At 45.5% G+C, this 18792-nt stretch carries 17 protein-coding genes; 6 read left to right on the top strand and 11 right to left on the bottom strand.

All coding sequences use genetic code 11. The features are described from left to right. Positions 1–54 precede the first annotated feature (54 nt). Both ACHUFN_RS10730 and ACHUFN_RS10725 read right to left on the bottom strand, forming a co-directional pair. On the bottom strand, positions 55–1449 hold the full coding sequence (locus ACHUFN_RS10730) for a 5-methyltetrahydrofolate--homocysteine methyltransferase (RefSeq protein WP_394222374.1): 1395 nt from the start codon (positions 1447–1449) through the stop codon (positions 55–57). Positions 1450–1494: 45 nt separating this feature from the next. Then, on the bottom strand, positions 1495–3915 hold the full coding sequence (locus tag ACHUFN_RS10725; protein WP_394222373.1) for a TonB-dependent receptor: 2421 nt from the start codon (positions 3913–3915) through the stop codon (positions 1495–1497). 92 nt (positions 3916–4007) lie between these two features. Between ACHUFN_RS10725 and ACHUFN_RS10720 the strand changes: the two genes are divergently transcribed. The 4 genes from ACHUFN_RS10720 (at position 4008) to ACHUFN_RS10705 (ending at position 7046) form a co-directional block, all read left to right on the top strand. Next, the gene (locus ACHUFN_RS10720; RefSeq protein ID WP_394222372.1) at positions 4008–4646 is read left to right on the top strand and encodes a ZrgA family zinc uptake protein; all 639 of its coding nucleotides are present in this window, start codon (positions 4008–4010) and stop codon (positions 4644–4646) included. 61 nt (positions 4647–4707) lie between these two features. Further along, positions 4708–5181: a MerC domain-containing protein gene (locus ACHUFN_RS10715; RefSeq protein WP_394222371.1), complete on the top strand. Its 474-nt coding sequence runs from the start codon at positions 4708–4710 to the stop codon at positions 5179–5181. Positions 5182–5245: 64 nt separating this feature from the next. Continuing rightward, entirely contained in the window at positions 5246–6196 is a 951-nt protein-coding gene (folE2, locus tag ACHUFN_RS10710; protein WP_394222370.1) for a GTP cyclohydrolase FolE2, read from the top strand. Between the two features lie 52 nt (positions 6197–6248). Continuing rightward, positions 6249–7046, top strand: a complete 798-nt coding sequence (locus ACHUFN_RS10705) for a 5'-nucleotidase, lipoprotein e(P4) family (protein ID WP_394222369.1) — start codon at positions 6249–6251, stop codon at positions 7044–7046. A gap of 20 nt (positions 7047–7066) precedes the next feature. Here ACHUFN_RS10705 and ACHUFN_RS10700 read toward each other — a convergent pair whose 3' ends face one another. From ACHUFN_RS10700 to ACHUFN_RS10670, 7 genes are all read right to left on the bottom strand, one after another. Beyond that, positions 7067–7765 carry a DUF3299 domain-containing protein gene (locus ACHUFN_RS10700; RefSeq protein WP_394222368.1) on the bottom strand — a complete coding sequence of 233 codons (699 nt, stop codon included), beginning with the start codon at positions 7763–7765 and terminating at the stop codon, positions 7067–7069. 119 nt (positions 7766–7884) lie between these two features. After that, the gene (locus tag ACHUFN_RS10695; protein WP_394222366.1) at positions 7885–8331 is read right to left on the bottom strand and encodes a hypothetical protein; all 447 of its coding nucleotides are present in this window, start codon (positions 8329–8331) and stop codon (positions 7885–7887) included. 5 nt (positions 8332–8336) lie between these two features. After that, positions 8337–8918 (bottom strand): DUF3299 domain-containing protein, encoded by a 582-nt coding sequence (locus ACHUFN_RS10690; RefSeq protein ID WP_394222365.1) that lies wholly within the window; start codon positions 8916–8918, stop codon positions 8337–8339. Between the two features lie 122 nt (positions 8919–9040). Further along, a complete protein-coding gene (locus ACHUFN_RS10685) occupies positions 9041–9277 on the bottom strand; it encodes a YgaP family membrane protein (protein ID WP_394222364.1) in 237 nt (78 codons plus the stop codon). A 25-nt stretch (positions 9278–9302) separates the two neighbouring features. Further along, positions 9303–10862, bottom strand: coding sequence for a hypothetical protein (locus tag ACHUFN_RS10680; protein WP_394222363.1), 1560 nt, complete (start codon positions 10860–10862; stop codon positions 9303–9305). Then, the gene (locus tag ACHUFN_RS10675; protein ID WP_394222362.1) at positions 10852–11745 is read right to left on the bottom strand and encodes an outer membrane lipoprotein-sorting protein; all 894 of its coding nucleotides are present in this window, start codon (positions 11743–11745) and stop codon (positions 10852–10854) included. The genes ACHUFN_RS10680 and ACHUFN_RS10675 overlap by 11 nt, the downstream gene beginning before the upstream one ends. A gap of 1 nt (position 11746) precedes the next feature. Next, positions 11747–14380, bottom strand: a complete 2634-nt coding sequence (locus tag ACHUFN_RS10670) for an efflux RND transporter permease subunit (RefSeq protein ID WP_394222361.1) — start codon at positions 14378–14380, stop codon at positions 11747–11749. A 996-nt stretch (positions 14381–15376) separates the two neighbouring features. Between ACHUFN_RS10670 and ACHUFN_RS10665 the strand changes: the two genes are divergently transcribed. Both ACHUFN_RS10665 and ACHUFN_RS10660 read left to right on the top strand, forming a co-directional pair. Further along, positions 15377–16597, top strand: coding sequence for an MFS transporter (locus ACHUFN_RS10665; protein ID WP_394222360.1), 1221 nt, complete (start codon positions 15377–15379; stop codon positions 16595–16597). Positions 16598–17176: 579 nt separating this feature from the next. Beyond that, complete coding sequence (locus ACHUFN_RS10660) at positions 17177–17368, top strand: CsbD family protein (protein WP_370244849.1); 192 nt, start codon at positions 17177–17179, stop codon at positions 17366–17368. Positions 17369–17553: 185 nt separating this feature from the next. Here the strand turns inward: ACHUFN_RS10660 and ACHUFN_RS10655 are convergent, their stop codons facing one another. Continuing rightward, positions 17554–18075 (bottom strand): CC0125/CC1285 family lipoprotein, encoded by a 522-nt coding sequence (locus ACHUFN_RS10655; protein WP_394222488.1) that lies wholly within the window; start codon positions 18073–18075, stop codon positions 17554–17556. Positions 18076–18078: 3 nt separating this feature from the next. Further along, positions 18079–18645, bottom strand: coding sequence for a hypothetical protein (locus ACHUFN_RS10650; protein WP_394222359.1), 567 nt, complete (start codon positions 18643–18645; stop codon positions 18079–18081). Positions 18646–18792 lie beyond the last annotated feature (147 nt).

Here is an 18792-nt window from a genome sequence, read left to right as displayed (position 1 = left end):
AACAAAAAGAGCAGGCGATGCCTGCTCTTTTTTCACTGTATAACCCATTCGCTTTTAATGGACGTGATCTTCATGCTCATGTGCTTCAGCAATACCCAACCACACGGCTCTCGCAGGTTCGAAATCAAGCTCTAGCAATGTTTCAGTAGTTTCACTTTCAAGGTCTACCGCTAAAATTGCTTGCGCAACCGGGTCTACAACAAAAAGTACTTCCTCATGCTGTGACGCTGACATGCTGAAAGACTGACCGTCAGCAAGGTTTTCTGCGTTCGCGCTAGCGACATCAATTTTGTGAGCGAATTCCCAGTGAGCATCGCCTTCTTCCTCATGCTCTTCAAGTAACGTTACAAAGCCTTTGTCATCTAAAATGGCAAAATACTCACCGCCCATAGAAAAACCGTAAGAAACAGCGTGAGCGTCGGCCGCAGGTTGCCAGTCAATTACACTCATTGTGCTAGTGATTGGCGACACATTCGCTAGAATTGCGCTGCCACCGCCATGATGCGACGCAATACCGATAAACGCTTCTGAGTGCTCATGACCATACATTGTACCAATGCGCAGGTCGTTCAGACCTTCGATATTTTCAACAAATGAGCTGGTGAAGACTTCATCAACCTCATTTAAAATAAGTACACCGTCGCTACAACCGAACGCAACGGCTAGCTCGTTTTGCGCTGCACCGTGTAAACTGGCACACTCACCATCGAAACGCTGCTCTTCTTCGTATTCACCGTCGTGCCAGTGAAACACCGCTACGCTGTCGGGTAAAATAGGATTGCTAGAACGGGTTTCTGCGTCATCACGACGAACGCTGCTAATTAGCATATCACCGCGAGGTTCAGCTACACCGTGCATATTAACGGTGAATTCTAAGGTTGGAACGTCGCTAGTTTCACTGGCAATTTGCATGTCAGTAACTACCTTCACTCCAGCTGGCATACTGGTGTCTGCGTTGCCGTCATAGAAAACTGCTAGCTGGCCGTCATGAGCAACTACGTGAGTAGGCTGGCTACCTTCTAGCGTAAAGTCAGAGAAACTGGGTGCTTCTTCATAATCGTGTAAGTGTTCAACGTGGTCTTCACGCCATAAGCCACCATCAAGGAACTCCGTTAAACCATTCGAACGGCTGTTGATAACAGCAAAACGATAGTCTGCTGATGCGCTTACACTACTTCCATCAAAAGTAGTGGTGAAGGTATCAAGTACGCTGTTGTCGTCAAGGTCGAACACCGTTAGCGTGTTCGACGCTGCATCTGAGACGACTAGTCGGCCTTCGCTTTCAATTTCAAATTCTGAGTCATGGTCATGATCATCGCCGTGATCGTGGTCATGATCATCATCCGGTGCCTCAATTGGGTCCAGCTCAACAATGTTAGTTTCTGCGTCGCCACAACCGGCAAGAATTAGTGCACTTGCGATGGCAGTAAGAACTAGCCTATTTTTCATTTTTGTATCCCTTTTTATAATTCGTTTTTTATCAATAAGTTAAACTTAGAAATAACCACGTACACCAAAGGCAAAGTTTCTACCCGGGCGTGGTGCAATGTCTTTTAAGAATGAAGTGTGAACGCGCGCTTCTTGGTCCGTCAGGTTTTCACCGCTTAGGTACACCGACAAATCAATGTCTCCCATTGGAATATCGTAGGTAATGCTGGCGTCAACGAGGGTGTAACCGTCGGTTTCAGTTTCGAACGATGAGATATCATCTTGTTTGGCGAAGTACGTAATATCCAGATCGGCGCGAAGACGGTCTAAGGTGTATTGAACGTGAGAGCCAACTCGCATTGGCGATGTACGCGGAAGCGCACCACCATCTTTAAGGCGCGCTTTTACATAGTCTGCAAAGAAATCAAGCTTAAGGTTGTCAGTGGTTTGCCATGCAACTTGAACTTCAAAACCGTGTAAAATGGCGTCGGCCGAACTGAATAGATAAACCGGCAGTTCATCGCTGTGTTCATCATGACCGTCGCCACCGTGCTCGCCCGAATGTTCATCGCCGTGGTCGTGATCGTGCCCGCTTTCAGCGAATAGTCCCGTACCGTCTTGGAAATAATAGTTGTCTACTTGGTTGTAGAACGCGTTGAATACAAAGCCAACGTCACCCTGTGTTTTTCTGAAAGTAAGGTCAATGTTGTTCGCAGTTTCTAAGTCGATTGGGGTTTGAGAAAGTACGAATTCGCCGTCATTAGAAAGGTCGAAAAGCGCACCTATTTCATAAGTTCGCGTCCCAATATGCGGGCCGAATGACAGTAGTTCAGAAGCTGATGGCGCACGCTCTGAGCGCGACAACGACACACCTACATTGTAGCTTTCATTGATGGTGTACACCGCGCCAGCAGATAAAGATACAGGCGTAAACTCTTGCTCAACATCAAACTGTCGAATGAACTCACCTCCACCGTGGTCATGGTCGTGTTCATCGCCATGATCGTGCTCTTCGCCTTCATGCTCTTCACCTTCATGCTCTTCATCGTCATGTTCGTGTGCATCTAAGTCAGGAAGTAAAACACTGGCTGCATCAAGGGTTACACGTTCAGCTCTTGCGCCTAATTGAATAAGCAAATCGCCAAAGTGACGCTCTTCCATAAGTGCTAAAGCAAACATTTCCATTTCAGAAGGCGGTGTGAACGCTTCTTCACCCTGCGCAAACACGTCACTTCCTTTGTAGTGCAGGCTTAAGCCACCGTGCCAGCCAGCTATCGGCGTATGCAGAAGCTCTACGCGAACCTCGTCGGTTTGGTTGCTAAATGTTGTGCCCGTGAAACCACCTTCAATTTCAGCATGCTCGTAGTCTGTAGACCCTGCTCTAAAGTGAACGCTTTGAAGAAAGCGGTTTTGGAAATTGTATTCACCTAAAAGCTGGTATTTGGTTTGTTCAAGGTCTGCAAAAACTGATGACACACCGCCATGGCTGTGACCGGGAATGCCGTATTCACGGTCAAACTGCTCAACCGAGATACCCACGTAACCTTGCTCAAAAAGATAGCTGGTACCAAACGTAAATCCACTAGACTCTTCGTTGCTGTTTTCAACAACGCGCTCGCCATCTGGATCGTCAATATCTGGCGCTACAGGCGTTTCATAATCATTAGCGTCACGGTAAAAACCATCAGCGTAAAACGCAAAGTTATCAACACCGGTAGTGACGTTAAACGTACCTAATTTTTGGTCGTTTACCGTTTGTGTTTCTAGTAAGAATTCGCCACGGGTTTCTGCAGATGTAGGTACACGCTGGTCTACCACATTAACCACACCACCAATTGCGCCGCTGCCAAAAAACAGGGTCGCAGGACCGCGTAACACCTCAATTTGTGTCGCTGTAGACGCTTCACTTGCAACCGCATGGTCAGGGCCTACTCGAGATACGTCACTGACGTCTAAACCGTTTTGCGTAATTAATACACGCGGGCCGCTCAAACCACGAATTACTGGGGTACTTGCCACATTACCGTGAAAGTTTGTTTGAACACCTGGCAGCGTTTCTAACGTATCGCCTAACGTGGCCGCCTGCTGACGACGTAAGGTTTCACCCGTCAATACGCTTACCGGCGTTGCCGACTCCATGACCGACATATGCATTGGCGTGGCAAGTACGTCTACCACCTCAATCGCGCTGCGCGCTAGCACAAACGTCTCTTTGTTGGCAGCGTCAGATTGCGCTCGTGTGTCTTCATGCAAATGGGCAAAGCCCGGCGCGAAAATATGCAGCGAGTAGTCGCCGTCTTTTACATCTGAAAAAATGAACTCACCCAGCTCGTTAGTGCTGGTCACACGCTTTAGCGATTCAATTTCAACCGTTGCATTGGCAACAGGCTTTCCAGCAGCATTGGTTACTGTGCCAGAAATGGTTTGCGCTAATAGCGACGCAGGCATTAACAGCGATAAGCCTAATGCCAATCGAGACAGTTTCATTATTTGAACCTCTGAAATTTTGTGTAATGTGATAATGTATCAGGAATGCTTTTATGGTATGTTATATTGTAACGATGGCGCAAGAGGTAAAAATGAATATCATTTCTGTTACGTGGGAAAAATCTAAAAAAGCAATGAGAATTTCTTCGGCTTTAACGCTGGCCTTTGCAGGAATGGGCGCGGTACAGGCTGCTCCTCATGCTCACGGTGAAGGCAAGCTGCAAATTCTACAAGCTGGGAAAGATTGGCAATTTGTTTTACAGCTTCCAGCAGCAGATGTTCTGGGTTTTGAATATGCCCCCTCCACGGCGAGTGAGAAAAAGCGTTTAACCGACACCCAGCATACCTTGCTTCAATTTAACGATATTTTTGACCTTAGCAGCTCGTGTAATGTCATTGATACTACGCTTGAAAGCCCTTGGTCAAATGAACAGAGCGAGCATGACGAGCATGACGAGCATGACGAGCATGACGAGCATGACGAGCATGACGAGCATGACGAGCATGACGAGCATGAAAGTGAACACGAAGACGGTGAGCATCACAACACGCATTCAGACTTTCGTGTGGCTTATTTACTTAGCTGTCAGAGCCCTTTAAAAAATGTGGAAATGAAGGGGTTCAGCCTTTGGCCTAGCTTGCAGCACGTAAATGCCATTTGGGTGACCAACAATGGGCAAGGCGCGCTTGAGATAAGCCCCAGCCAACCATCGTTAACATTAAACAACTAAGCAACTCTTTTTAAGCTAAGGTGCGCCTGCAACGTGCACCTTCGTAACTCTTGGAATCACTATGAATTCGATTACTCAAGGAAGCATAATGCCAAAAGTGCAGTTCATTTCAGATAAGCTCGCTATGCTGCTTTCGTCGCTTTGCGTAATACACTGCTTATTAACGCCCATGTTAATTATTGCTCTACCCTCGTTAGCCAGTGTAACCATACTGAATGACGAGACTTTCCATCAAATCTTGCTGTTTTTCGTATTGCCTATTGGCGCTACCGCCCTTTTCTTGGGCTACGGTCACCACAAAAACAAATGGGTAGCAGCAGCTGGCACCTTGGGTCTTGTATTGCTCAGCAGCCCTTTACTTGTTGAATGGGCAGGGCTAGGTCACGAAGTATTAGGCGAGCACGGTGAAGTGCTAATTACCGTCATTGCCTCTTTTATTGTTGTAGGTGCACACATTGCCAATTACAGGCTAAGAAAAAGCGTGCAAAAACCTGCCTGCAACAAGCGTGAAGTTTCTCAAGTTCAGTCATTCTAGTTTCATTTTTTCATCAAGCGCGCATACCTTTGCCTCTCGCTGCAAAGCTGCAAAAGCGGCGCGCTTGAATTTTCGTTCAGAGGTTATTTTGTCTAGTTTCAACCAAAAAGACACTGGGCTTCCAGATGTAACTACAGAACAATCTTCTTCATCACTTCCTTCAATCGACAGCGTTGGCATGCAAAACATCGCAATACCTTTGCATGTTTTAGGGAAGCGAGGAGAGCATTTAGCCAGTCAAGCGAAAGTCGATGTTACCGTAAGCCTAGATCACCCAAACGCCAAAGGCATACACATGTCTCGCCTGTATAACTTGTTACAGCGATACTTAAGCAATCAAGATTTACATAAATCAGCGCTGGCATCACTAATGGGCGCGCTTATTGAGTCGCAAGATGGGTTAAGTTACACCGCTCAGCTCAACTTACACTTTAACCTGACTGTGTCGCGCCCTGCCCTTATCAGCCAAATGTCAGGGTATCAAGAGTATCCAGCGTCACTTTTGATTACGCGCACAAGTGACGAGTATAAAGCGACACTTAAGTTAAGGGTGCCCTACTCTAGTACCTGCCCTTGTTCGGCATCGCTGTCGCGCAAGGCCTTGTCTGAAGCATTTGTGCAGGAATTTGAAGGCAAATCGTTAGCCGTTGACGATATTGGCGATTGGCTTGCCTCTAAGCAGGCAAGCATTGCAACCGCTCATGCTCAACGCTCTTTTGCCGATATAACATTAACATTGGCAAACAACGGTATTCCCGACTTCATCGGCATTATCGATTTGGTTGAAAATGCATTAGGCACGCCGCTGCAAACTGCTGTTAAGCGCGAAGATGAGCAAGCATTCGCTAAGCGCAACGCCGAAAACTTAATGTTCGTAGAAGATTCGGTAAGGCGACTACATGCCGCGTTAAGTACGTATTATCAAGCGACGTATTTTCGTGTAAAAGTAGAACATCAAGAAAGTCTGCATGCACATGACGCAATTGCTGAAATTTCAGGCTCGGTAAATCGATAGCGTTCTACGCGTTTAAAGCAAGCAGGAAAAAAGACTAAAAAGGAAAATAACATTGTTATCTCTAAAAGAACTTTTCGATAACAGCAAAATAGTTTGCCTTGGAGCAGCGGTAACTGTCACTGCAGCTTGCTCTTCAACGCTTTCTACCTCGCTTACTGGTGAGCGTACATATTCGCTTTCAAACGCAGTAATTTACCAAACCAGCAGCAAAGAGTACCCCGTTCTTTCTCGTTTCGTCTACCAGCAAGCCACAGAAGCGCTTCCTGATAGCTTTGCAAGCGGCGACGTTATAGTGATGGACGTAGACGAGACGGTATTAGACAACAGTAACTATCAAAAAGAACGTGAAAGTCAGGGATTAGGCTATTCTTCTGAAAGCTGGGCTGCGTGGGTGAAGCGCGAAGAGGCCACCTTGGTGCCTGGCGTGGCAGCGTTTATTGATGAAGTTGTCGCGCGAAACGGTAGAGTGGCGCTCATCACAAACCGCAATAAGCAACTTGACAGTCACACGTGGCAAAACCTTTTAGCGCAAGGCCTTCCACTTACCACCAACAATACCTGTGTTGTTGGCCGTAGCGCCGAAGATAAAAAGGCTGTTGGTCAAAAAGGTATAGTCAACGACAAAGATTTGCGCAGAATGCAGCTCACTGAAGGCAAGATTACTTGTTCGAATGTGCAAGAAAACTCGACATCCTCATGGGCCACGCCTCATACTATCATCATGCAAATTGGCGACAACATTGAAGATGTTGGCGGCGTAACGCAAGAGTCGGCTAATGTTGACGAACTCATGCCTCGCCTTGGCACCGAGATTTTCATTCTGCCAAATCCCATGTATGGGTCTTGGTAGTAAAAAAGCTGCATTAAGTATTACCGAATGGCGCTTTCAATATGAAAAGCGTCATTTTCAGATAGCCCTTCCTGAGAAGCTGAATACGGTTTTATTGTTACAACATCAAGCAAATACGCCGATGTGCCTTGAGGGTCTTCGAACAGCCCCGTAGAAAACTTGCCTGAGAAAGTATAAGCCTGCTGAATATCAATTCCACTAATTCCACCTTGTTCCTGTGTATTATTTAGCGCAACAAAGACAATTTGATTGGGCGGAGGTGGCGGATAATGAATACATGCGCCAAAGTAAGGCACAATAAAAAACGACGTTATTTCGCGCTTTACGTTAGCCTCTATGGGGACAATAAACCCACTAATTGTCACGTATTCACCGTTAAACGTATCCACGGTATTTACCGACACAAGCGCCTGCTGATATTCATCGTCAAATGTACGTTGAATCGACTGAAATACTTGCTCATGAAGCGGAAGGTTCTGTTGGGCGCTTTGTGCAGCTTGAGTTTTCCCCAACAGCGCTTTTTCAGCATCGGGTAACAATGCATCCCAGGAAAGAGGCAAGTATTGGTGTTCTTCACTAATGCGCGAGCTGTCTTCGTAAATTGCCGTATCATTGAATTGAAACGAGTTAACTAAGCTTTCAAGCTTATCCGTTAGCCCCAAGCCAACTAAAACGCCTAGTGTAATAAAAACAAATAATACAATTGCAGTACGCTTCACGTTCGCTCCTAGCTTTTTCCTTCGTTCAACTTCCCATTACCCAGTTTGCATGACTACGCATTTTCAACAGTTTGGGTTGTGCCAGCAGAAAGGTTACATTAATAACGCGGAGTGAAGGGTTAACTGGCTAGAATTTTTATTTTGCGTGTGTAAGTCACTGGCACATTCTTTTTCAGCGCATAAACCTTCAGCACAAGCTCGTGTTTGCCCTCTTCTAATGCTTGAAAGCTTATGGCTTGCTCACCTTTTGCTGACTTAAGCGTAAAACGCTCTGCAGAAAGTAACGTAACGCCGCTACTGGCAATTACATCTACACTCACTTCTTTATAGTTTGCCGGAATAGTAAAACGCAGCGGCACAGCAGCTTCTTCATTCGTAGCTACTTCGCGCTTTCTATCTATATTAAGTGAAATAAGCGGTTCTTTCGCTGCCGCTAGATGCTGCTGCATCATAGGGTGCTGAAAGCCGAACTGCATATTACCCATACCTGCGTGAAGGTCACATGCAGCACCATTAAAGCTGACTAGGCTCAATAAACTGGTTGCCGCTATTAATGCCTTTTTCATCGTTTTCACTCCTCGTAAAGCGCAAAGCTATCTAGCACTAATGAGTAAGCTGACGTACCTAATGCGCTTTCGTGGTTATCAATTTTTACCGTACCTTCAAACCAATAGGGGTCGTACAAGTTCTCGACAGCAATGCCCTCTTTGTACTCTACGTACAAGATTTGATTGGGCGGCGGTGGGGGCATATGCAAACACGCACCAAAATACGGAACCACAAAAAACGCCGTGGCTTCCTGCTCGTCGTTTTGCTCTAGTGGAACAATAAACCCTGGAATGCGAATCGCTTTCCCGTCAAACGCCTCTATAACACGCGTTGAAACTAAGGCTTGCTGATACCGCTGCGCTTGCTCGTCCTCTAGCTGCTTCGAAGCGAAACTATCAACTGAATCTGCAGCAGAACCATCGGCGATATCATTCAAAAATTCAGGTCTATTCAACAGCGCACTTAAATCATCTTCGGGCATCAACGCTACCCAATCAATTTCTTCATAATCAGTGGCTGACGCAACGTTAATCGTGGCCATTAAAACCATGAAAACAGCAATAAAAATGCGTTTAGCGCTATAGAACATAGATGTTAGTTTCACAAAAACAACCTGAGTAAAGTATGACACAATCACGTTATAACATATCACACACGCGCAATATGTAATAAAGGTTTAACTTCGCTATGTGTTGTTTTAGCGTCTTTTGAACACAAATAGGCTTTCTATAAATGATCATTTGAAGGGCCGTTAGTTAACGCCAAGTCACGCTCGCTTTTCAGTCCAAGTACATGCTTAAAGAAAAGAGTGGCGGGGCAAAAGCCCGTGAAACTCTGTTGAAATAGATTTGCGCCAATGAACACGGTTAACCAAATGAAATGGGTGTGAACAAAGTGGGTTAGTAGAACAGACAATAACACCATTAAACCTGCAAAGGCGGTTAATGCTTTTTCTTGCGACATTGTGTAAACCTTCTTGATTGAAAAATTAGTAGTAAAAGCGGTAAGCGACAAACGCATTGCTGGCATCTTCAAATTGCCCCCAAAACGTGTGGTTTTGCTCTCCTGCAAACAGGTTTAATCCGGCTCGTACCTGCCATTTATCGGTTGGAGAATAAGCCACTGTGGCTTTAAGGTATCCGTCATCATCGCTTGGCGAATAAAATAAAAAGGTGTTTAAGGTTAAGGTTTGACGAAGGGCCATCCATGTTAAACGGGTTGTTATCCAGTGGCGGTATTTTTCTTGAACGCGCTCAGAAGAGGAAAGCGCTCTATCGAGGCCACCAGCGTTATGTAAATACTCGGTATACCACTGAATACCGCCTGTCAGGTTTGCTGCCAGCTCTTGACTGTAGCCAAGAAGAAAACGGCTTTGATCATTCGCTATTTGCCCGTTAGCGCCGTATTTGTCTTCTAAGCTGTTATAAAAAACATATTCAGCGTTTGCAATGCCCGGCCCGACAGGCGCAAGAAGACTTGCCCCGTAGGCATTCATTTTACTGTAGCGTGGTCTTCCTAATGAGTCTGTTGCCGTAGGTTGCCTGGTGTAACCAGCGTAACCGTAGCCTGCAACTTCCACACCCTTTACCGATTTATAAACCCGTAACGCCAGCTCGCGGCCTCGCGGGCGATTTTCACTAGCGACAGAAAACGCGGGTGCAACATTCTTATCCAGTTGTGGGCTGTAAAATGAAAACACCTCGCCTGTGATACCAATGTCAGGCTCAAATTCAGGGGTTATCACCATGTCCACATTGGCAAAATCAGTGTAGCCCGACACCTTCAACGCGGTGCTCGGCGCTTTTAAGTATTCGTCGTCTCTTCCTGCAAAAAAAGACTGATAATCCTTGGGGAAAAGGTCGTTTAAAAACAGATAGTCACCGGTTCCCCACGTTAGCACTTGCCTACCAACTTTGATATCAAACGCATTCGCCCAGTCATTTTTATTCAGCAATGCGTTAGGCAAAACGCTGCTTAAGCTACCTTGCCATGCCAGCTCGCGAAGCTGTGTTTCCCATGTTGACGTTACGCCGTTGTACCAAACATCAGCCTTGCCCGAAATAGATGAACTCTTTAATGCGTAGTCTGCGCGCAACTGCACACGCGCGTCGCGTAACGTACTGTTGTTTAAAGGTTGGCGACCATGTGCTGATGCCATGTCACGAGAAAAGCGGTTACCTACTGCAAGCTCTGCGAAACCGCTAACACGCAGCTTTTCTTTATTCTCTGTATCCCAATCATCAGTCCACGCATCTTCCCAGTCGTCATTTGAATCGCTGCTCCAGTCGTTCGCTTCCTGAGCCGCGGTAATAAAAGAAACAAATGCCAAAAGAACTAGCGCAGCTCTCAGTCTCGAAAATAACATCGTTATATTCGGCGTTTCTCTTCGTTGTACTATCCAAGCAGTTGAAAGTAGCAGGGCATTCACGCGCACTTTTGAAAACTCCTTAACTGCGAATGTGTTCTCTGGAATAGCACTATTTGAGTAAGCTCCATTTGAGTTAATCCCATTTGAAAGCGCTTCATTTGAACGAGCCTCATTTGACATAGCGCTCTGGTGGCACGCGCAGACTACGCTCACTGAAGATGCTATCTGGCAGACCTATGTCATATTCAATTCCTCTAAACTCCATGAGGGTATAGCCGCCTGATGCTAGGTCGGTTACCTTACTTCTTACAACGGTAGGGTTACCTTGAATGACTTCAATAGAAACGGCTTCAACGCGACGATAGTTGTTATCGCCTTTGTAAAAGTTAATGGTGGTGGGTAAAAAGTTAGCCTTATCTATTTCCACCACGTAATGACTGAACTCGACCAGCGCGGTATCTTTTGGGGTTGCTTTTAAACGGTAATGCGTATTGGTTTGCTCTATAAATTCGAAATTATCTTGCGCCGTTGCGCGCCCTGAAACATCTTCATAGAAAAAATGAGAGCCAACAAACGATGTACGCTTATCGCCCGCTGCTATTCGCTTTACCAAATCTAAGGCTGGCAAATATAACCATCTGTCATCATCTGAATTAAGTGACGCGTGCTTTTCTACTCGAAATACTGTGCCCTCAACTTCCGTCGGACGGCTAAAAAACACTAGCATTCGCTGATCGCCCGTGTCTTCACCTGTTTCACTCACCACATCTTTGCGCAAAATAGTAAACTGACGCATCTGTTTTCGGCCTTGCTCATCTACAATCAGCATTCTTGCCATTGAGCGCCCGTCATCGCCCGCGTAATACGCCGCATGCTCGGCTTTTTTGACAATATCAATAACGCTTACATCATTAATGACGGCTTCATTACTTTGAACTTCAGGCGTTTGAGCAAAAACCTTGGCTGATAGCAGTGTGAAGGCGAGAGCTCCAGTAAAGTAGTGGCGAAGTGTCGGCAGGGATAGTCGACTAAGTCTTAACCTTAACAACATGGAAATACGCATTTTAGGCCTCCTTGAAAACCCAACGTTTAAGCAACGTCATAGCAGCTGGTAGCACCAGCAGCGTGACTAGAGCTGAAATGAACATGATACTTGCGAGAAAAATACCCACGGTGATGTAGGGCACAAGTGGTGCCAGCAGCAGTGGCGTAAAGCCCAGCGCAATAACCAACGCGTTGCGAGTAATAGCGCTAGCAGGCTCTTCAAACATGGCGTGTAGTGTTTTATTCACATCGCCAGTTTGCTTGTAAATTTCTTTGGCTCTTGCCAAGAAGTGAATAGCAAAGTCTACCGACAAACCTAGTGTAAGGGCTGATAGCACGGCAATTGGCATATCGTAATCTTTGCCTATAATACCAATAGCGCCATAGATAAACGTTATCGTTATGGTTAGTGGCAGCATGGCTAGTACGCCAAAGACCAGCGAGCGCAGTAGTAACACCATCATCACAAATACAATAATGAAGGCGCTAAGTAAACTGTCTAACATGCCTGCCACCATGTTGTCCTGCCACACCACATTCAGGTACGCCTTGCCCGCCCAACGATAAGTAAGACCATCAGGCAATGGGTGCTGCGCAAAGTAGCGATCAACCAATTCAATAACTTTTGTCATATCTTGGTTGTCACCACTAGATAGCTGCAGCCACACAAGCGTTTTACGATAATCTGGCGTAACGAAATGCCACAGGTCTTGCGGTCTATGAGAAGACTGATATTGCAGAAGCGTTTGGGCTATCGCGGGCTGCGTATTAGGTAATTGGTAGTCGCTATCGTTGCCCGAATGCAGTTCTCGGTTCACTACTTTAACTATGTCGCTCAATGATTGAGATTTACCTACCAGCGCTTGAGTGCTCAAATAGGCTTGCAAATCTGAAAGCATTGCAACTTTTTCGGGCTGCTGAAACGTCTTGCTTGCGCTTTTCACATCATCAATTTGCGATTGCAAGCGACGTAAGGCATTAGACGCGTTCTCATCTATATCGCTAAATAGTGCGTCATCAATGGCAAAAGCTAGGCTCTCGTAACCGTTACCCTCCGTTTCTTCTTTAAGCGCACCAAGGGTTGATATTCGCCACTCTCCCAATGAATCTGGCAGCTCTGCTGCGTTTAGCAATGCGCTTGCGCTTTTTAGCTTGCGGGTGTTTTCAATAACAATGTAGGCGTTGTACGTGCCAGCAAACTCGCTATTCAGCGCTTTGTCGGCTAAGCGAATTTCATGGGTTTGTTTAAACCACCGCACTGGGTTGTCGTTAATTTGTATTTGAAATATGCCCCACACCGATACTGCTGAAATGAGCGTGAAACCAGCAAGCAGCGCTCCCTTGTAACTAAGAGCGACGGTGCGAATACCATATACAACGCGCTGTAAGTGCGACGTTTTAACTGACTCAGAGTGAGTATCGGTATGGAGCGCCACCTGCAATTTAGCGAGTGCTTCAGGCGACATTCTGGATATGTAGGCAGGAATAAAGGTAAGCGTAACAACGAATGCCAACAAAATGCCCGAACCAATGAAAGCTCCAAAAATCTGCACGGGTGGAATAGGCGTAAGCATGAGTGAATAGAACCCAGCTGCCGAGGTAAGTGACGTAAACAACATGGGTTGAAATAGGTGTTCGACCACCGTGGTGATCACGTCATCGGCCTTCTGACCTGGTTTGTAGCGATCTGAAAACTCAGACAGAATGTGCACCGAGTCGACTACGGCAATTGGCATCAGAAATATGGCAATCATGGATGACATAATGTGCACGGTGAACCCTAGACCGATTAGCGCCCCCATGGTGATAATAACCGTTGCCATTGCCACCACCATAGGGGCAATAATAAGCGTAAAGTTACGGAAAAATACAAATAGCAGAATGAAGATCATCAATCCTGCCGCGGGCGCTGAAATAGCCATTTGAATAAACATCTCAACGCCGAATTGATCTTCAGCGACCGGCAGCCCGGTTATATGCCACTGCAGTGCATCGCTCGTTGTATTTGCGCCAATAAATGCCCGAATGCCTTCAGCAATACGAAAACTCTCGCTTTTATCTTTAATAGGCACATAGATTGCCGCAGCATTTTTTGAAGAAGACGCTAGGCTTCCCTGCAACATTGGCAGGCGCGCAATGGCTTTAGCAATGTTATCCGCTTCTTTCTGAGAAGATGGAGCTTGTGGCATCATCCAAGAAAACTTCAGCTCGCCGTTGTCGCCCTGAGTAATGTTGTCCACGGTTGAAAACGACATAACGTCTTGGGCAATAACACCCTCTGTTTTCAGGATATGCTGAGTAACGCTATCGATTGCACGCAAGTTTTCAGGCGTATATATCCCTTTTCGTGAGTTTCTCGCTCCTTTTTCTTCGATGTTTTCCGCAAAAGAATCTTCTACCGTAGCTTGCGGTGCACGCGCTGATGCAACAACCCCAACGACAATGGCGTCATGCATTGCGAACGTATGCTTTACCTTGTTATGAAAGACGCGGGCAGGATGATGAGACTCCAACATGTTTTCCGGGTCGGTATCTATCGTAATTAAGCGCATTTGATAGGCGCCAAAGGCAACAACCAATAGTAAAGCGGTGTAAACCCACCTGCCTTTGTGAGTAGATAAAAACAGTAACTTTTCAATAACTGTCGTGAACATAACCATGAACTCCTGCTTATTCAGCCTTGGAAACCTGTGATTTGGCGATAACGATGCATGTCTTGATCGCGCCTAAAACCGGCTGTGCCTGTTAATCCTGACTGTAATCTCAAAAAACGAGGCTCAACAGCTTTGTGCCGGTCAACTTGAACCAATCATGATGAACGATTTTAAATTAGATAATACTAATATATAAATAATCTAATATATTTTTAGAAAAGATCAACCCTATTTCGATGAGTGACGCAAGAACGGGAAAAGTGTTTGTAAAACGCTACACACTACCGAGAAAAAACTACATACCAATAGCAGTCTGGTTTTACACAGAGAACATCAAGAGAGACAAAAACGACACATAAAACAATAAAAACAATAACTTATACTTTAAATAAATTGCTTTTTAGGTTTGGCACAGATCACGCATACATTAGACTAACGATTAGATACAGAACGTAACTTGTAGCTAGGACAGCTTTAGCGACGGAGAGGCCGAGTTACGTAGTAAACAACACCGAAGGTGACAACATTGGAAGTTTATGGAGTGTGTCGCCAAGGAGATATGGAAGTATCAGTATTGTTACTAATGGATGACTGTAGAAGAATCGTTAAATTGCTGGTCGATGATGAGGTTAGGTAAAAGATAACCCAATTAAACTCGCAGGACGCAAGGCTCTTGTTTCATAAGGATTGCAAACAAGCTCTGAGTACCTACATCGCAAGCACTGACAGTGATGTCTCGTGCAGCAAGGGACTGTTGACCCAATTTGGATTCGTTGAATGTATGTGTGTGTTGCTTCAGCGAAGCCATTGTGAGGACACTGGTAATGTCGTCGATGTTATTAGTGAGTTGTCATCCGACGACTACCCTCTCCCCTCAAAGGCCCCTCCCGGCCTTTACATACCTCTGATTTTAGCCCGCCTTTGGCGGGCATTTTTTTATCTGCTTTTATGTTAACATTCTTCATGTTTTTACCTTCCACTGAAAAGGCTAACTGCGTGCTACCGCCTTCTGCGTCTACTATTGTCTTTAGGGTTCTTTTTTGTGCATTACTCGCTACATCAGTAGGCCAGAGCGTAATGCTCATCACACTTCCCTCAATGGGGCGCGAAGCTAACCTTTCTGAGTTTCATATTGCCACTATAATGTCGAGTTCTGCGCTTATCTTCGCGTTCGGCACCAATGTGTGGAGTAAGGTGGCAAAGCGCGCTGGGTTTAAACGCATTTTAATGGTGGGGCTAACTGGCTATAGCCTAGGCACGTTTGCTTTTGCAAGCGCGTGGATGGCAGGGTTTTCTGGCATTATTAGCGGTACCAACTTATTTTTAGCATTGCTGATAAGCCGTAGCTTACAGTCAACCATTATGTCTGCAACGCCTCCTTCCGCCGTGGGTTACGCGGTAGCCATAAGCACGCCCCAAAGTAGAGTTAGCGCCATTAGTAAGGTGACTTCCGCCAGCAATGTTGGGCAGATAATAGGTCCAGCTTACGCAGGGCTATTAGTAGGCTTCGGTTTACTAGCTCCCTTGTATAGCATTGTACTGCTCACTTTACTGGCACTAGCATTGGTGTTCTTTAAGCTACCCGTTTTACCACCATTAGCAGAACAACAATCGACGCAAAAAGCTAGTGGAAACGAGAAACCAATCGCAACCACAAAAGTGCCATACGTTTTCGTTGCCGCCTGCATTAGTGTTTTTTGCGCAATGGCAATGATGCAGCAATCGCTGGGTTTCTTTTTCATTGATTTTTACCAGTACTCGCCAGTTGAGGCTGCTCGGCAGGTTGGATTTGCCATGATGGTGAGCGCCGCAGCGTCGCTCACCGCACAATTTGGCTGGGTGCAAAAGGGTCGCGTAAGCAAAGAAACCATGATCACAATAGCCCTCCCACTTTTAGGGGTGGCGTATTTACTACTCTTTCTGCAACATACGTTGGTTGTTCTTTATGGGGCAATGATATTGATGGGGCTTGGTATGGGCATGGCTTACCCATCCTTAGCGGCAGCGGCTACTACTTATTGTACGCCATCTCAACAAGCCACAATTACAGGGCTAATCACTGCCACAACCGCCATGGGCTATGTTATAGGCCCGCCTCTCGCAGCCTTTATTTATCAAGCAGACATTGCGCTACCGTTCGCCGTTGCATCGGTGTTAATAGCTGCGACTACGTGCGTCACTTACATAACATTGCGCAAAGTAAAGCATGATGTTTAGTTGCTTAGCGGTAGCGCAGCACTTATCTTCCCCGCTCGTTTGAAAAGTATTTAATTATTTACCTTTTATTTTTAAACAAGCGGAACCTTTTTGGAATTAGACTATCTTAATTTATACGTAAAGACGTTGAGTGTGCGTCTTTGCGGTGTGTAAATGTGTTTTCCAAGTTATGTTGTGTTTTTTTAAGGGGCTTTACGCCCCTTTTCTTTTACCTCTTTTTCTTTACCGCCTGTTCGTTACCTTTTAACGCTTTCTTATTTTTCTGTGCTCACAATGAACGGTGCGCATCTCTTGCCGCTTTATTTTGAGCTTGTCACCAAATTTTGTTCAATGAGTGAGAAAACTCGAGCGCAAAAAACTAAGCTTCAATCCGCTTCTTTCCAGTGTAGACACTTTGTAGTGTTTGCAATGACTTGTAATTCCTGCAGATAAACCGCCTATTGCATTTTATAGAGTTTAAATAAAATCCATAATTTTCATAAACCTACACATTGGAATATGAATTGCTGCGGTTAAGTCAACTGGTCATAGAACTCTGACCAGTTTTTCCACCAACTGATAAGTTAAGGAGAGCAAGTAATGAACAGTGATCGTATTGAAGGTAATTGGAAAGAAATGAAAGGTAAGGTGCAGCAAAAGTGGGGCAAGCTTACCGATGACGATTTAGATGTAATTGATGGTCGTCGTGAAGAATTAGTAGGTAAAATTCAACAGGCTTACGGCAAAAGCCGTGATGAAGCCGAAAAAGAAGTAGACAGTTATTTCAACTAACGGTCGTGCCTCCAATTAGTATTGATAGGTAGTCTCTACGTACTTCTGGGGTATTAACGATGTGCTATTCGTTAACACTTTAGTTATCAAAAAAGGCCGCAGCGTGTTGTCTGCGGCCTTCTTTCATTTTCAGGTTCGACTTCCCAATGTTTTATCGTCTAGCCGAACCACGAAATCCCAAAGACCTATTCGTCTGCCTCTGGTTTCAAGTTATCGCGTACCTCTCGTGCATCAAAGCTAGTCGCCGATGTAGGTCGTGTACCCTTGCCTAATTCAATGCTGAGTATGCTTTCAATTTCGCTTTGCTGAGCGCCACCAATAAACACGCCCGTTTCAAATTGAGTAGTGGGGTGATATGACGTACGGCAGGTAAGCACACCACATTCGGTCACGCGTGCATAACGCTGACTGAACCCGGCGGTAGGCGTGGTTTGCACGGTTTCTTTATCTACTAAGGTTTCCCTGTCGGTTACAACAAACCAGTCGTACCCTTCAAGTAACGTGAGTTCAGCTGCACGCAACATGGCATAGTCCATTGCTTTGCTTTTGTCAGACCCCTTTGCTTTAAAATGCACGCGAAACTGCGTTTCACTTAGCTTACTCTCTGTATATCCAAAGCCACCTTTTTGAGCCTGCCTATAATCTGGCTGGCTTGCACAGCCTGCCATTACTACAACCGCAAGTACTAACATAATTTTAGTTTTCATCATCTACTCCTTTGGCCTTTCAGCTAGCCAAGTTGCTTCAATTGCTTTTTTCTCTTGCTCTCGGTTCAATGGCGCAAAAGCCATCATTCTGTCTAACTCATCTTCCATTAGGTTTGTGCTTACAGCCGCAGCAGTTTGTCCAGAAACCTCACTTCGTTTGTTCAGTTTACTTGCCGTGAGCTGCCATGCGCCCTGTTTATCTTTACAAGCGATCATTACATTTAGTTCATCTTTCGATGTTACTTCAGCCTGTCTGCAGTAATGCAGCCTTGAGTCGAAGAAAGATAGTTGAGGAGTTACTGTAACCCCTGAGTTTAAGGTGGTTGCTGCGCCTGCTAAATTACGGTCAAGTACAGAAGACACGCTAGCCCAGTGCGAAGGCTGAGTGGTTTTATCACCTTGTTGATTAATGAAAACTAACGCAGCTAGCACAGTTAAACTTACTACAAGGGCCACTATACGGTCTGATATAACCACATCATTCCCTATCGCTTTATGAACTTCATCCATCTCAGTTATCTCTTGCTCACCATCTAAAAATGCTGAAAATTTTTCGTCAGTTGAGATCACAATAACGCCTCATAAGTCAGCACGTCTTCGGCACTGCTTCTAATCTTTATAAACATTAAGTTCACGGTTTCTTACTATCTATTCTGAAATTTTTTCTAGCTATTCGCCTTTAAAATATGAGGTAGAGACAATAGTCAGTGAGTAAGT

The sequence above is a fragment of the Alteromonas gracilis genome, assembly GCF_043642145.1.
In the GTDB taxonomy this organism is placed as follows: Bacteria; Pseudomonadota; Gammaproteobacteria; order Enterobacterales; family Alteromonadaceae; genus Alteromonas; species Alteromonas gracilis_B.
Note: the sequence above shows the minus strand (reverse complement) of the source record. Positions and strands in the feature narration are given on the sequence as shown.

Coding starts and splice junctions, on each gene's coding strand:
- ACHUFN_RS10730 (WP_394222374.1), bottom strand. CDS start 1,449: ATGAAAAATAGGCTAGTTCTTACTGCCATCGCAAGTGCACTAATTCTT.
- ACHUFN_RS10725 (WP_394222373.1), bottom strand. CDS start 3,915: ATGAAACTGTCTCGATTGGCATTAGGCTTATCGCTGTTAATGCCTGCG.
- ACHUFN_RS10720 (WP_394222372.1), top strand. CDS start 4,008: ATGAATATCATTTCTGTTACGTGGGAAAAATCTAAAAAAGCAATGAGA.
- ACHUFN_RS10715 (WP_394222371.1), top strand. CDS start 4,708: ATGAATTCGATTACTCAAGGAAGCATAATGCCAAAAGTGCAGTTCATT.
- ACHUFN_RS10695 (WP_394222366.1), bottom strand. CDS start 8,331: ATGAAAAAGGCATTAATAGCGGCAACCAGTTTATTGAGCCTAGTCAGC.
- ACHUFN_RS10685 (WP_394222364.1), bottom strand. CDS start 9,277: ATGTCGCAAGAAAAAGCATTAACCGCCTTTGCAGGTTTAATGGTGTTA.
- ACHUFN_RS10680 (WP_394222363.1), bottom strand. CDS start 10,862: ATGTCAAATGAGGCTCGTTCAAATGAAGCGCTTTCAAATGGGATTAAC.
- ACHUFN_RS10675 (WP_394222362.1), bottom strand. CDS start 11,745: ATGCGTATTTCCATGTTGTTAAGGTTAAGACTTAGTCGACTATCCCTG.
- ACHUFN_RS10670 (WP_394222361.1), bottom strand. CDS start 14,380: ATGTTCACGACAGTTATTGAAAAGTTACTGTTTTTATCTACTCACAAA.
- ACHUFN_RS10660 (WP_370244849.1), top strand. CDS start 17,177: ATGAACAGTGATCGTATTGAAGGTAATTGGAAAGAAATGAAAGGTAAG.
- ACHUFN_RS10655 (WP_394222488.1), bottom strand. CDS start 18,075: ATGAAAACTAAAATTATGTTAGTACTTGCGGTTGTAGTAATGGCAGGC.